Raw genomic sequence first — 14,869 nt, 5'->3', positions numbered from 1 at the left:
TCTCCACATCTCCCTTCTCCCCTACTCATTAATCAAAACCGATAGGGATTATTAGAAGGGGGCGAGAACTCTTCATCGTCAAAAGCAGTGCTGCCTCCACTAACTGCAACTAAGTCAATTTGTTGCCGATAATAATCAACGCTCTTAACCTGCACTTCTACCATATCTCCTAGTCGATATTGGTTACGATTTTTGCGTCCCACAAGTGTTTGTTGTCGGGAACGATATTCATACCAGTCATCTTTTAGAGAAGATACATGAACTAAACCCTCTACTCTGAAACTTTCTGTAGAATCAGAGGATATTTCAATTTCTACAAAGAAACCGTAAGACTGTACCCCAGTAATCAAACCTTGGAAAGTTTGACCAGTACGTTCCTTCATTAATCCAGTTTTAATTAATCCTTCTAAGTCTTCTTGGCCATCCTGTGCTACATTTTCTCGTTCAGTTAAATGCACCACTACTGACGTTAGTTGTGCTTCTAAATCTTGTTGTATTTCTGGAGCTAAAACATTCCAGGAGATTTTGCCATGACATGAAGAATGTCCTAACTCTACACCTTCTTTAGAACGACTGGAACGGCGATCACGACCTTCATTAAATACAGTATGTAATACTCGTGAAATCAATAAATCGGAATATCTGGAAATTGGTGATGTACAATGAACATAACCATGTTGTAAAGCTAATCCAAAATGAGGTTGAGCTGTGGTGCTGTAAATTGCTGGCTTCAAAGTATCTTCAAGCAAGTATGTCAGCACCCTTTCTGATTTTGATGTAGTAAATTCCTCAACAAATGCTTGATAGTCAGCAGGTTGTACATCTTCTTCATCTTCTAGATATAAGTCAGCTCCAAGATTACTAGCTAATTTAATAAATTCTTGTATATCTCCTGGTTCTGGCGAATTTTGGACTCGATAAATTGCAGGTACTCCTAGTGCTAGTAAGTGACTTGCTATTGCTTGGTTTGCCAAGACGATCAATTCTGCAACCATGGAACGTGCTGGAAACATCTCAGGAACTATCATTGCTCCCAAGGGACTCTCATCGTTGTAGTAGCTTTTTTCATCTGGTAAATTTAGGTCAAAAGCACCTCTTCGTAATCTGGCACTTCGGACTGCTTTACTAACATCCTGGAGTTTATTGATGGCATTCTCCAGTTGCTCTAAGTTTAGATTAACTAATTCTTCTGTGTTGCCATTAATAATTTTTTTTGTCTGCTCATAGCTGAGATGAGCATCTACCTCGATCACACTAGGTTCAATCTCAAACTCAACTATTTGACCGTTTTTATTGACAGTTATCAAAATAGATATGGCTAGTCGATCTTTTTCTGGTAGTAGGGAAAAGTAATCACTTGATAATCCGTCTGGTAGTATAGGAACTACTTGATCTCGCAGATATATACTGATACTTCGTTTACGAGCTTGTTTATCGAGTTGGGAGTCTGCTTTAATAAAGTAGGCTACATCAGCAATATGAACTCCTACTCGCCAATAACCAGAGGTTGTGGTTTCTATACTTAGAGCATGATTAATGTCTTTCTTATTTAGTTCTCCAAAAGAAATTGTGAGTAGTTCGCGCAAGTCTAGTCTATTTTTTTGATCTTCTTTGGTGGAGTGGTTAACTAGAGATTCAGCTTCTTTGAGAACTACATCTGGAAAAGACCGGGGTAAATCATGTTTGCAACATACTATGTCTAGGTCATCTGCTGCTTCTGCATCTGAACCAAGAATCTGAACCACTTTTCCTATAGGACGTTTTTCTCCTAGGGGATAGCGCAATACTTCGACATGGACAAGGTGGTCTATAGCATCTGCTAAGTCTGGACCTTCTGGTACTAAGTCGAGTTCAAATAGTAGGCGATCGTCTAGGGGAACTGCTCTATAGTAGGGTTCTCCATTGTGCCCATTGATTTGTTTGATTCTTGCTAATAAGGAAGGGTTAGCACGTTCTAATATTAATTTGACTTCTCCTTCCGGACTCCGGCGACGACTTCCTTCTTTGATGATTTTGACGAAGACGCGATCGCCATTCCAAGCGTTACTCAGATGACTTTCCCGAATGTAAATATCTTCTGTTCCTTCTGAGTCTTGTATGGCGAAGCAAAATCCTTTACTGGAACAGCGCAGTTTTGCTTCTACAACTGCTTCTTCCAAAAGTCGCCGATAGCGACCTTTGTCTTTGGCGAGAACTCCTATTTTTTCTAGAGCATCCAAGGCAATTTGTAATTTGCGGATACTTTGATCGTCTTGACAATCTAGTTTTTTCTCCACTGCTTTGGGAGCAACTAACTTGTCGTCACTGAAATTTGCTAGGAGTGTAGCGATGGAAAATTTCATGCAGCGTTTTATCCTTTTTCTTATCGGTTATACTATTCTATAAATTAGTCTGCCATTAAGTGTTTCACCGAGGTTTCCTCAAGTTAGCAGCTCAGTTGTGTTCATGCTAGTTTTTCCTACTCAATGCTTCTTTCATATGAAGCTCTGGTCTAGCCTAGAGAATGCTCTTGAGCCACTTTTGGCAAGACATTTAGTGAGGCTCCTACACTGACCCATTTGATTGCCTCTTGCAGAGGAGCTACGCTTTTCATGTCGCCTAGGGAAACAGTCTGGGATTCTGATGTCTAATTGAGACCATCAAAACTTCCTTTGGGAATATTCCCATTACAGCATTTTATCGTTACCTGGGCTTCCTACCTTTCGAGTTGGTAATACTCCTTGTTATGTTCTGCTATATTGCCATTGACTGGTCATACTGTTGATTTGAAACAACCGTTGTTTGGGTTATTTAGGAGTCTCACCTTTAACTATAACAGTTCATCATCTTGCAGCCAAACTATAATTTTAGCAGATTATGCCAGGGTCAAACCTGTGTGTCGTTATTCACCCAGCCGTTGAAACGATGTGGCTATCTTAAAGTTAGCCTTTTTTTTTGGTTTATTTATCTTATAATAAATTGTCACTAAAGTCAAAAGTATTGATTGTTTAAGCTTTTAGGATTTTGCAAGTGAATGGTTATTTTCACCACGCTCAACTACTACCTAAACTCCCAGCTTTCTTTTCACACATAAAATGCTTATTGGGTTTGCCGTTACTAGAAATCTACGAAAATCAATAAAATATGGAATTATTCTGATTTATCGCTTGTTTCTATTCCTGCTTTGTTCTGGCAGTGTCGGCACTCACCAGTCCACAGGATGGCACGGCCTAATTGAGTACCTGAGCTAGATTCTTTCCTAGTATTTATAGCGGTTTTCACTGATGTTGACTACAAAAATTCTTCCTTCTTCCTCCTCTCCTAGATAATATGAGCCTTCTTCCTTTAATCCCAAATCTCTGTACTCTAAAAAACATGAAAACTGCTATAAGTCTCAATCACAACTTGGTGAAGTAAGTAAATTAAGGCAACGGAAAATTTCTTAGAGAAATATTTCTTTTGCCGTGGCTACTTGGTGTTAACTTCCCCCTATTGTTTTTTTTAATGGCCTTAATTGTGATTTGGCCTTTTTTGGGTTAAATTTTATGATAGCTTCAAATTAGACTTCTGGCAAAAGTAATTTTTGCTAATATTGAAATTTCTTCAGGTTTCACCAAGTAAATAATTATGTTAGAACGTTTTCGAGCTTCTTATCCTAAGGGTTGTTTAATTTCTGAGTTAATTACTATTCATAATGGTAAGTATTTAGTTCGTGTTTTAGTCCAGGTGAATGGTGAAACTTTAGCTACTGGATTAGGATCTGCTGATACTGTGGAGTTGGCAGAAGACAAAGCTAGAGAGCGATCGCTTGCTACTCTTACATTTGATACATCTTTTTCTCCACCTCAAACTTCTGTTGAAGTTTCTCCATCTCCATCTGCTACCAACGATAAACCACAATTTACAAAATATGTCAATACTCCTTTACAAATAAAAACAGAGGAATTACCAACAGCAGGATTAAATCTAGATTCTAATGAAGTTTCTGATACTCCAACTGTTTCGTCTCGGTTAGAGGAATCGGAAATTCCTATCCCACTGGAAAAAGAGGAATTAATAACAGTAGAGTCTAGTATTAATTATGATGATGTTTCTGATTCTCCTCAAGATTCAAGTGGGTTTGATAATAGTTGGTTAGATACAGATTATAGTGAGCAACAAAAGGAAGAAAAAGTTGATGAAACTACAGAATCACTAATAGATTCTAGCCATCATATAGAAAGTGAAATGACTACATCAGAATCAATAAATTATGGAATAGACTTAGCTACTTCAATAAATAGTAATAATAAAATTTATTCCTCAGATTTATCACAGGATGTATCTGATGATAATGTCAATATAGATATCTTAATGGATGGTTTAGGATGGACAAAAGAGAAGGAGCGAGATTTTCTAGAGCAAAATTATAGTCAAAAAACACGCCAATTTTTAACAAATGAAGAGTTATTGGATTTCCATCAATATTTAGATATGCTACAGAAAGTAACTAAGGAAATTAAGGGTCAAGGTTGGAAAGCAAAGCAACAAAAAGATTATTTTGAATATAACCACAACAAAGAGTCTCTGGAACAATTAAGTGTAGATGAATTACAAAGTTTTTTGCTGTATTTGGAAGTATTTGCCAAAACTACTAATGAAATTAAACGTTTGGGTTGGAATGCTACAAAAGGAAAAACTTTTCTCAAGAAAAATTATGGAGAGGAGGGTCGTACAAGACTTTCATTTGAGAAATTGCAAGATTTTTTACAACATTTAGAGGGGTTAGATGCGCCTCAATAGGTGAAGTCAGAAGTTAGAAGGCGCGAAGTTAGAACCAGGGGCTAATGGCCAATCCCCCGTACATTCGCCACACGGACTAAATTTGATAGGCGTTAGAATGTCCTAACTTCCCTGACCACTTATAGTTAATTAGTAATTATTGCTCTGCTAATTAATCCTGAAAGCATTGACAGATAAAGGTTTTAGCCTTTTTACTTCAAAAAAAGTGTAAGCTTTTTGGTGGCTAGAGCTGCTACGCGGAATTCAAAATTCAAAATTCAAAATTCCAGCATTATTGGTTAGTAAGGCTTTTAGGATTTTGTAACTGGTCAGTTATTTCTGCCATCCTGCACTAGAGCTGCAAAAAGCTAGTATTTTAGGCAGACAAGGGCAGAAAAATCAAGGGACAATTCTTCCTCCTATCTCCTCTATAATTCCCATTTCTCCTGTAGGGGCGAATGGCCATTCGCCCCTACGAGGACTGAGGACTGAGGACTGAGGACTACCCTTACCCATAAGACTTTTTCAGCAAACTTTAATTAGGGTTTACTGAAAAAGTATCTTAGTGAGGGAAGGGAATGGGGAATGGGGAGTAGGCAATGATTTTAATGTTAATTTTTCTGCGTTTTCCCCTCGCCAGACTAGGAAAAATCCCTGGTTTTTAATATTGATTTGGTTCTTTTATGGCACTTTCCGCCTGGAAATTCACCACTTAAAACTCTGAATATTATGGGTTGATGAATTGATTCAGCAAACCCTAATTAAAAAGTCAGGAGCAAGAGGAATTATATAGGAGGTAGGAGAAATAATTGTCTGTTAATTTTTCCACTCTTGTCTACTAAAAATTTCAACTTTTTGAGCTTTATCTACCAAAAAATTGCACTTTTTTTACTATTCCCTATTCCCTCCATACCTATTCCCTATTCCCTAATTAACAGGAGATATAGGTTGAGAATTAGAGGGATTACGGTTATAAACTTGGTCAATTATTCCGTATTCCATTGCTTCTGTGGCTGACATAAAAAAGTCTCTTTCTGTATCTTCGGTAATTTTTTCGATGGGTTGACCTGTGTGTTCTGCTAAACATTCATTGAGATATTTTTTGAGGTATAATATCTCTTTTGCTTGGATTTCAATATCTGTGGCCTGACCTTGGGCACCGCCTAATGGTTGGTGAATCATAATGCGGGCGTGGGGTAGACTCATTCTTTTGCCTTTTGTTCCTCCACTCAGCAGAAATGCTCCCATACTAGCGGCTATTCCCATACAAATAGTACAGACATCTGGCCGAACGTGTCTCATAGTGTCATAAATACCCATCCCAGCACTAACGGAACCCCCAGGGGAGTTTATATAGAGATAAATATCTTTTTCTGGGTCTTCTGAATCTAAAAATAATAATTGGGCTACGATTAGATTGGCCAAGTCAGAGTCTATTGCTTCTCCTAAATAAATTATGCGATCGCGCAACAGCCGAGAGTAAATATCGAAGGCCCTTTCGCCACGGCCAGATTGTTCAATAACGGTTGGAATCATATTTTTTAAGTCAAAAGTCAAAAGTTAAATGTCAAAAATTTTGACATTCATCTATCATAGCGATTCTGATTGAACTTTAGCAAATTTATTGGGAAGCCAGGTAGAATTTATTCCTATTTAGGCAACATTTAATAATACAATTTCACAGATAAAATAGTGGGTCGGTTGTTTGCTTTTCATTCTTATTATGACAATATTTATATATATTTTTAAGTTAAAAATTGAAAGTTTTTTATATTAATCTATTCTAGTGATTCTGGTTGAATTTTAGTAAATTTATTGGGGATTCAGGTATAGTTTATTAGCATTTAATCAGCATATTATAATACAATGACAAAGCTCAAATATTGCATCAATGCTAGAAATACAACTAAATGAATTAGTATTGAATACACATTCAGGATATAAGTTTCTAGTTTTAGCTATTTCCTATGTGATTAAATCGATGGTTTTCAACCATTCTTCATAACTGGAAACTTTATAGACTTTCATGGTATCAATACCAATTTTTGGTTTGATAATAAATGGTATTCAACAATTAATAATTAATAATTACGCCTTCTGTAATATAATGATTGGTTAAAAGGAATTTTTTTGTTTTTTTCTCCTTGAAAGGAGAGGCTTTATATCTGAATTTTTAGGTAATTTTTTGTCAAACTTAATACTTTTTACTTATACTTATACTTAAAAAAACTCTTTAAAGTAAAAGTTGGAAAAGATTGATTTTGTTAGTTTCCTAAATTTAGATTTATTCTTAAATAGCTCTATTTTTTCAGGTAGATCGTTCAAAAATTAATAATTAATAATTAATAATCACCTTTTCTGTAATAGAAGGATTTGCTAAAAGGATTTTTTTTTCTCCTTGAAAGGAGAGGCTTTATATCTGAATTTTTAGGTAAAATTTTGTCAAAATTAATACTTTTTAGTTCTACTTAAAAAAACTATTTAAAGTAGAAGTTGGGAAAGATTGATTTTGTTAGTTTCCTAAATTTATACTTATTCTTAAATAGCTCTATTTATTCTTAAACAGTTCTATTTTTTCAGGAATATCACTGAAATGTAAATGTTTTGATATCCAATGATAATAATTTTCAGAGGTAGTGTAAATAGTTGGATTATCTAATTGTTTAATTATTTCAATAACTCGTTCTTCAGTAATTATGTTTGTGTCACTATAAAGGTTCATTTTTTGATCTATATCTGTACCCACTAAAGGAATAGCTTTATCTCTAACAGTAGCTTTGAAAAATTCTGAGACGTATGGTTTATCTATACAGAACATAGTTAATTTTTGAAATATAAAACAGCAAGTATGTTTTATGATAGTGGCAGATACAACTATAATCTGGTATTAAGAAAATTGCTGAACCATTTTTCAACTTAGACTTTTATGAAAAATTTATTCTACTACTGATATTTGTAGCTTTTTGTAATAAAAGAAGGTATTTTTCTGTAAGTCAGCTAAAGTCATTGGACGGACTATAAAATTATCTTGGTTCATGTTCATTTTCAAATATTTTGATATTTAACTAAAAATAAAAGGCGTTGCTGAATAAATGTATGATTTTATAGAATTCAGGAGTCAGGAGGACTGAGTCAGTAGGTAGAAAGGAGTTTTTCGGTGACTTGTCATAGAAGAAATAGGTAAAATTTGCATTATATGTTTTGGCTTAAAATTTACCCAAAGTTTAATTTCATACCGTGTTTCAGCAACGCCAAATAAAAATATATCATTTATTGTAAGCATTTAGCTATTAGCGATTAGCTTTCAACTTTTTAACCAATGAAGCAAGCATTGGTTTAACTTCTTCTACTAATTTTTCAACTAGAGAGTTAATGAAACTTATAGCTGACCGTTGAATTTTTATCCTTAATATATTGTTGATTATTGATTATTCATATTCAATATGTAAATGCTATATGGCAGTATGAAATGATTTGTGAAAAAAAACTGTAGGGGTTTGGTTTCTAAATCCCATTTTCGCGCTTGTTTGGATACCAAACTCCTAGATAAAATATTACAATATAAGCGTAGATTGCTATAGTAACTAAAACAAAAATTCATGGTTGCTCAGGTAGTTTGTTCTTCGTTAAAATTTTGATTTGTTACCCTGAATTACTATTGTCTGACTACCAAGATCGATTAAACTTTAAGAAACCAACTACCACGATACATTAAATCGGAAACTCCCCACCAAAATAACACATTTACAATAGCAAAAATCAAAGAACCATTTAATGAACCTGCCGAAGATTGGAAAAATTGTTCATATATCCAAGTTTTGATATTAGGAGCATTTTCGACCCTACTAATATTGTTATAAATCATTAGTCTGGCTAAAAATCCAGAGCCAACAAAAATAAATATGGCATTTAATCCCATTACTTCAAATGGATATCCCCATTTTTGCCAACCTCTAACTTCAATTACCTCATAACAAGCAGCTAATAAAAGTAGAGCATATCCAGCGGTAAATATTACATAGGAACTTGTCCATAAAACTTTATTAATAGGAAAAAATAGTCCCCACAAATACCCTACAATTAAACAGATTAAACCAGAAATTACTAAGTTTAAACTGGTGCGACTTTTGATTGATTGATTTTTGAGCCATTCTCCTGTAAAGTAGCCAATCAAAACAGTTACTATGGCAGGTAATGTGCTAAATAATCCTTCTGGATCGTATGGTTTGTTTGCCCACAAATGTTGTTGAGTAAGAATGAGGCGATCGATATAAGCACCAAGATTTCCTTCTGCGGAAAGGTTGCCAATACCATAACCAGGAACGGGTATTAATTGCATGGCTATTGAGTATCCAATTAGCAGTGTAGCGGAAAGCCAATAAAGTTGTTTTCGGGAAAGGTTAAGAATGGCTATTGCTGCGAGAAGATAGGCTAAACTAATACGTTGTAATACTCCCATTATTCTAATAGTAGTTAAGTCATAATTAGGAAACCCATTTAGGAGTAAACCTAATAAGAAAAGTATGAGTGATCGCCTGAAAATTCTTTGGTAAATTTGTGGAGTAGGTTGATTTTTATCGGTGTATTTTGACAGGGAAAAAGTCATTGCCACACCCATAATAAATAAGAAAAAAGGAAATATTAAATCTGTGGGTGTACAACCATGCCATTTTGCATGAAGTAAGGGTGGATAAACATGATTCCAACTGCCAGGATTATTAACAAGAATCATACTAGCAATTGTAATTCCACGAAATACGTCGAGAGATTTTAAGCGCATTTGAATAATTGATAATGGATCATTAATAATGGATAATGTATAATTAATAATTGATAATTAATCCATTCGGTTTAAACTCTCTCATTACCAATGGGTAATTAATAATTTATGATTAGAGATATAGCAATCCTATTCTATTCGTGTCAAAAATCCTACTACTATTTGGCAATAGATATTAAGGTAATAGACAATAGTTCAATAATTACTAATTACCTCTTTTTATAAAGAAGAGGATTGGCTCAGAGGATTTTTTTTCTTCTCTTGGTTGATTGGATATGGCGAGGAGACCTCGCCATCCCATCCTAACGGAATGCTCGGCAAACAACCGCTTTTTTCTCCATAATTTTTCGCTAAGGGTTTTGGAGTTGATTTATAGTTTTTGAATTGTGAGAACACAAGGGCGGATTACTATATTTTTCATTATCAATTATTAATTATTAATTATTAATTAATTTGAGGTACTTCTTTTTCATATAAATCAAACTCCTGTGGTGTTCCATTTAAGTCAGAGATAAATTTTTCATATAATTCTTGATTACCATTTTCTACATCCCATACTTCATCGACCCAAGTGAGTAAAAAAGCTTCGGTTTGACTAATTTCTCCATCATCTTTTGTAAAAGAACCTTTACGCAATCTTTCTCTCACGCGATCGCTATTAGAGAGAAGATGGTTTAATATATCTTTAGATACAAAATCCAACTTATTTTCCACCTGTGGGTAAGCTTCAAGAACTTCTTTGATTAGGAGGTCGAATACTTCTTTGTGAGTTATTTTTGCCATGATTAGGAAAGTTTTTAATTCGTCTTGTTTAAGATAAGTTTTTTGGAGGAGTTTTACCTATATCTTTGTCTTTTTTTAATATTTAATAGATTAAGTAATTTTGCTTTACTTTCATTCTTAATACTATTTAAAATATCAAAATCATAGGGTATTTAGATAATATTTATAGGTTAATGTTGAGATGAAGATAGAATTATCAACTGTAGTAGTATCTGGAAAATCTTTAGCTCAGTTTTTACAGGGTAAGCATTCAGCTATTAGGATTTTGAATTAAGCATTCAGAATTCAGTTTTTCCTGTAAGGTTAACTGATGACCTTTTTTTCATAAGTTTTAATTCTCATTGGAGACTAATTCCTTTTAACGGAGAGTTAATTAATACTTTTGAATCTCACAATTATGAAGCTTTACTTCCGAGGTAATTAAGAAAAAATTGAACAAATAACTGGCGTTGGATATTTATGGGATTATCTATAATTAGTAATTGCTAATTCCCAAATATTTGTTACATATATATGACATAAAAAAAGTGATTAAAAAGCTAAAAATATTCCTGTTAATCGTAATAATATCAGCTTTAGTTAATCTGGGGCTGGTAGTAAAAAATCAGGGTTTTACTACAGTAGATAACCCAGAATTAGTAGGACTTTCTTCAGTCACACTTAATGCTTTAACAGAAGATATTCAAAACTTTGTAGACAGTAGAAAAATTGCTGGTGCAGTGGGTTTAATTGTTAAAGATGGCGAGATAGCTTATCGTCAAACTTTTGGGTTTAGCAATCTGGAAAATAAAATCCCAATGGTAGAAAATAATATTTTTCGGATGGCTTCTCAAACTAAAATTGTCACTGGTTTTGCTACTTATTTATTAGCTGAAGATGGATTAATTAAATTAACTGATCCAGTTTCTAAATATATTCCCTCTTTCGCTAATATGGAAGTTCTAGTACGAGGTAATTTGGGAAGTGGAAATGATGATACTACCATCCCTGCAAAAAATCAGATTACCATTGAACAATTACTAAATCATACTTCGGGAATCTCCTATAATTTCCAGAACCAACCAATTTTATTTCCCTTATTACAAGCTGCTAATATTTCTGATGGTCTTTCCACCACTTCAGGAACTATTGGCGAAATGGTAAATCGTTTAAGCAAAGTTCCTCTAGCTTTTGAACCAGGTACAAATTATCTTTATGGTCTTAACTCAGATGTTTTGGGTTATCTAATAGAAGTTGTTTCCCAAAAACCTTTCAATCAGTTTTTGGCAGAGCGAATTTTTGCTCCTTTAGAAATGGATGATACGGGTTTTTTTGTCACTAAAGATAAGTTAAATCGTTTGGCAGTTACTTATACTCCAAATACCAATGGAAATTTAGAACCTATAGGTGAGAAAACTAGAGAATTAAAACCTGGTTTATTTATTGATGAAGCTTATCCTTATCTGACAGGAGATACTTATTTTTCAGGAGGTGCTGGTTTAGTTTCTACTCCTAATGACTTTGCTCGTTTTTTGCAAATGCTACTTAATGGGGGGAATTTAAAGAGTAAAGATGGGCAGCAAATTGTGAAAATAGCTAATCAAGAAACCATTGAAAAATTTCTCTCTATTCGTCCTCAAGATCGTTTCAAAGATCGTCCGATAAGTGTTGGTTATAAATACACTAATGGGTTTGAAGTTAAGGAGAATTATGAAACTTCAACTGCACTTAGTTCTGTAGGTAGTTTTAGAGGAGGAGGTTTATTTGGAACTAATTATTTTGTCGATCCAGAAAAAGAAATGATTGGTATTATTATGAGTCAAGTCTATCCTTCTATTTGGGAGTTAGCTGATACTTTTGAAACTCGTGCTTATCAAGCTGAGGTAATTAAGGAAAAAATGAACAAATAAAGAAATAACTAGCATTTGATATTTATGGGATGATAAATAATTGGTAATTCCTAATACCGGAATATTTACTAGAAGATTTACTACAGATATTCTACTTTTTTAGGGAAGGGTTGATTTTCTTATCACTAGATAAAAGTTTTATTATCAGAAAATCTATATTGCTAAAGTTAGTTAACGAAAAGTATAGGGTGATAATATAGTATCTGGCAACAATTAATTAGCTCTGCCTTTTTTCAATAAGTTGTGCGGCAGCAGTAAAATTAATTATTTTATTTATAGCAGTTTTCATAAAGTAGACTACAGAAACAAGATAAGTATTTTGAGGTTTGATAAGTTATAGATTTGAGAGTTGTATTCTATGTTAATGAAAATCGCTATAATATTAAAATTTAACTACATAGAATAATATATTAAGTAGAATTTACAGCACATTTAAAGATAAATAAATTATAGCAGTCTTCATTAATATAGACTACAGAGATTTGGGTTTAAAGGAAGAAGTAAGAAGGAAGAAGGAAGAAGGTTTGTAGTCTACCTTTGTGAAAAACGCTATAATCAATTGTGTGATTTTGTGTATAGCGCTACGCGAATTTAGAATTCAGAATTCAGAAGTAATTCCTGACACTCGTTTAAGCATTTATAAGTGTCCTAACTAATTAACGTAGTGCTATAGCCTTAGATAAAATTGGTATAATCAGAAACAAGTTATTAGCTGTAATTGTTTTAAGTTATTGATTGAGGCAAGGCAAGATCATAAAAATATGAATCGAGAACAAAGAAGAAAAGCAGCTAAAAATAACAGTCAAAAACTACCAAACAATAATCTTCCAGAAAATGCCTTATCTTATGCTTTGTCTTTTCACAAAGGCGGGCAACTACAAGAGGCAAAAGTTATCTATGAAAAAATTATTCAGTCGGAACCAAATAATTCTCAAGTCTTAAATTATCTGGGCGTACTTAAAGCTCAAATGGGAGATAATAACAGCGCCATAAGTTTAATAAATAAAGCTGTTAATCTAGAACCAAATAATTTTGGCTACCTGAATAATCTCGGCAATACTTATCGTGCTGCTCAACAATTAGATAATGCTATTGACTCTTATCAACGAGCAATTAAACTAAATCAAAATTCTACTGACTCTCACCTAAACTTAGGTATTGCTTTGACAGAAAAAGGAATCATTGAAGAGGCGATCGCTTCCTTAGAAAAAGCTTTAAGTATTAATCCAAATCATCCGAGAGTTAATATGACTTTGGGGGATATATTTCAAACTCAAGGAAAGTTGGATAAAGCTATATCTTCTTATATAAAAGCTATTTTTATAGTTCCCAATAATTTTGATGCTTTATCATCTTTAGGTATGGCATTTTATCGCCGTGGCAACCTCAAAGAATCACAAAAAGCTTATCAACAAGCATTAGAAATTAATCCTCATTCCAAAGAATGTTTGACTAATATTGCTGCTACTTTTTATGAGCAAGGAAGAGTTGATGTAGCGGAAGCTTGTTATCAAGCTGTTATTGATTTAATTCCTACTTCTACTGATGCTCATATAAATTTGGGTTTTCTATTAAATCAACAGGAAAAACATGGGGAGGCAATTGAATATTATAAGGCAGCATTGGAGCAGGATAAAAATTCTATTAATGCTATGGCAGGTTTAGCAGAAATTCTAGGAAAAAAGTCTGAGTGGGAAGAAGCAGTTAAGCTATATCAGAAAATTATTAAACTTAATTCTAATTCTGCTGATGCTTATTCACAATTAGGAATAGCTTTGCGAGAAATAGATAAATCTGAAGAAGCGATACGGCTAACGCCACGCTCCGCGAACGCTCAATTTGAAAAAGCTATAAATATTAATCATAGACATATTAAGGCTTATGCTCATTTAGGTTTAGCTTTGCAAGATGTAGGTAAAAAGTCTGAAGCTGAATTAATTTTTGATTGTTCGGAATTAGTAGCTAAATACCAGTTTACGGATGTAGAAGGATGGGAGAATTTGGCAAGTTATAATAGTGACTTAAAAAATTACATTTATCGACATCCTACTCTTTTAAAAGATCGACCAGGTAAACCAATAAATAGAGGTAGTCAAACCTACGAAATTTTTACAGATAATAATCCTGTAATGGCTGCTCTGAGCAAAAAAATTAATAGTTCTCTCCATGATTATTTTAGTAGTTTTACTGATAAGTCTAATTATCAATTTTTCCATAATTTACCCTCAGACTGGAAGTTAAGTGGTTGGGCAGTTGTTTTAGAGTCGGAAGGATTTCAAAATTCTCATATTCATCCTGAAAGTTATTGCAGTGGCGTTTATTATATTCAAGTTCCAAATACTATAAAATAAAATAATTCTGGAGCAGGTTACTTAAATTTTGGAACTTCTTTTATCTCAGAGTTAGATATGGAAAATTCAGATAAATATAAAATTCAACCACAAGCAGGATTATTAGTAATTTTTCCTTCTTATTTTTGGCACTCTACTATTCCATTTACTGGAGATAGTGAGAGAATTTGTATTTCATTTAATATGATTCCTGTGGGTAAGTAAAATTTTCTAAGGTTTGGCTAAATATTAGTCATCTGTTGGGAGGAAGTTTCCAGATAAATCCATTTTTTTATCCTGTCTAAGCAAATAATTCTGGGGAAAGTCTCTGAAATTTTCCGACTAGG

General features: G+C 33.6%; 7 protein-coding genes and 1 pseudogene. 3 read left to right on the top strand and 5 right to left on the bottom strand.

Going from position 1 to position 14,869, the window contains the following annotated elements; translation table 11 throughout:
* Positions 1-32: 32 nt before the first annotated feature.
* Positions 33-2,342, bottom strand: a complete 2,310-nt coding sequence (locus ACP6PK_RS07580) for a ribonuclease R family protein (RefSeq protein ID WP_426559096.1) — start codon at positions 2,340-2,342, stop codon at positions 33-35.
* 1,264 nt (positions 2,343-3,606) lie between these two features.
* Between ACP6PK_RS07580 and ACP6PK_RS07575 the strand changes: the two genes are divergently transcribed.
* Complete coding sequence (locus ACP6PK_RS07575; protein WP_426559095.1) at positions 3,607-4,761, top strand: hypothetical protein; 1,155 nt, start codon at positions 3,607-3,609, stop codon at positions 4,759-4,761.
* A 906-nt stretch (positions 4,762-5,667) separates the two neighbouring features.
* Here the strand turns inward: ACP6PK_RS07575 and clpP are convergent.
* From clpP to ACP6PK_RS07555, 4 genes are all read right to left on the bottom strand, one after another.
* Positions 5,668-6,276, bottom strand: a complete 609-nt coding sequence (gene clpP, locus ACP6PK_RS07570; protein WP_426559094.1) for an ATP-dependent Clp endopeptidase proteolytic subunit ClpP — start codon at positions 6,274-6,276, stop codon at positions 5,668-5,670.
* Positions 6,277-7,288: 1,012 nt separating this feature from the next.
* Positions 7,289-7,558: a hypothetical protein gene (locus ACP6PK_RS07565; RefSeq protein WP_426559093.1), complete on the bottom strand. Its 270-nt coding sequence runs from the start codon at positions 7,556-7,558 to the stop codon at positions 7,289-7,291.
* Positions 7,559-8,419: 861 nt separating this feature from the next.
* Positions 8,420-9,520, bottom strand: a complete 1,101-nt coding sequence (locus ACP6PK_RS07560; protein WP_426559092.1) for an acyltransferase family protein — start codon at positions 9,518-9,520, stop codon at positions 8,420-8,422.
* A 444-nt stretch (positions 9,521-9,964) separates the two neighbouring features.
* Complete coding sequence (locus ACP6PK_RS07555; RefSeq protein ID WP_426559091.1) at positions 9,965-10,303, bottom strand: hypothetical protein; 339 nt, start codon at positions 10,301-10,303, stop codon at positions 9,965-9,967.
* A gap of 527 nt (positions 10,304-10,830) precedes the next feature.
* Here ACP6PK_RS07555 and ACP6PK_RS07550 point away from each other — a divergent pair.
* Together ACP6PK_RS07550 and ACP6PK_RS07545 are read left to right on the top strand one after the other, a co-directional pair.
* Positions 10,831-12,192, top strand: coding sequence for a serine hydrolase domain-containing protein (locus tag ACP6PK_RS07550; RefSeq protein WP_426559090.1), 1,362 nt, complete (start codon positions 10,831-10,833; stop codon positions 12,190-12,192).
* 761 nt (positions 12,193-12,953) lie between these two features.
* Positions 12,954-14,747 (top strand): annotated as a pseudogene (locus ACP6PK_RS07545) (tetratricopeptide repeat protein).
* Positions 14,748-14,869 lie beyond the last annotated feature (122 nt).

It is taken from the genome of Dapis hubbardiae BLCC-M172 (genome assembly GCF_050016015.1).
Classification (GTDB): domain Bacteria; phylum Cyanobacteriota; class Cyanobacteriia; order Cyanobacteriales; family Microcoleaceae; genus Trichodesmium.
The sequence above is the reverse complement of the archived record's forward strand: the minus strand, read 5'-3'. Positions and strand labels throughout refer to the sequence as shown.

Bases quoted from the DNA above. Each gene is read 5' to 3' on its own strand.
- ACP6PK_RS07580 (WP_426559096.1), bottom strand. From the start codon at position 2,342: ATGAAATTTTCCATCGCTACACTCCTAGCAAATTTCAGTGACGACAAG.
- ACP6PK_RS07560 (WP_426559092.1), bottom strand. From the start codon at position 9,520: ATGCGCTTAAAATCTCTCGACGTATTTCGTGGAATTACAATTGCTAGT.
- ACP6PK_RS07575 (WP_426559095.1), top strand. From the start codon at position 3,607: ATGTTAGAACGTTTTCGAGCTTCTTATCCTAAGGGTTGTTTAATTTCT.
- ACP6PK_RS07555 (WP_426559091.1), bottom strand. From the start codon at position 10,303: ATGGCAAAAATAACTCACAAAGAAGTATTCGACCTCCTAATCAAAGAA.
- ACP6PK_RS07565 (WP_426559093.1), bottom strand. From the start codon at position 7,558: ATGTTCTGTATAGATAAACCATACGTCTCAGAATTTTTCAAAGCTACT.
- clpP (WP_426559094.1), bottom strand. From the start codon at position 6,276: ATGATTCCAACCGTTATTGAACAATCTGGCCGTGGCGAAAGGGCCTTC.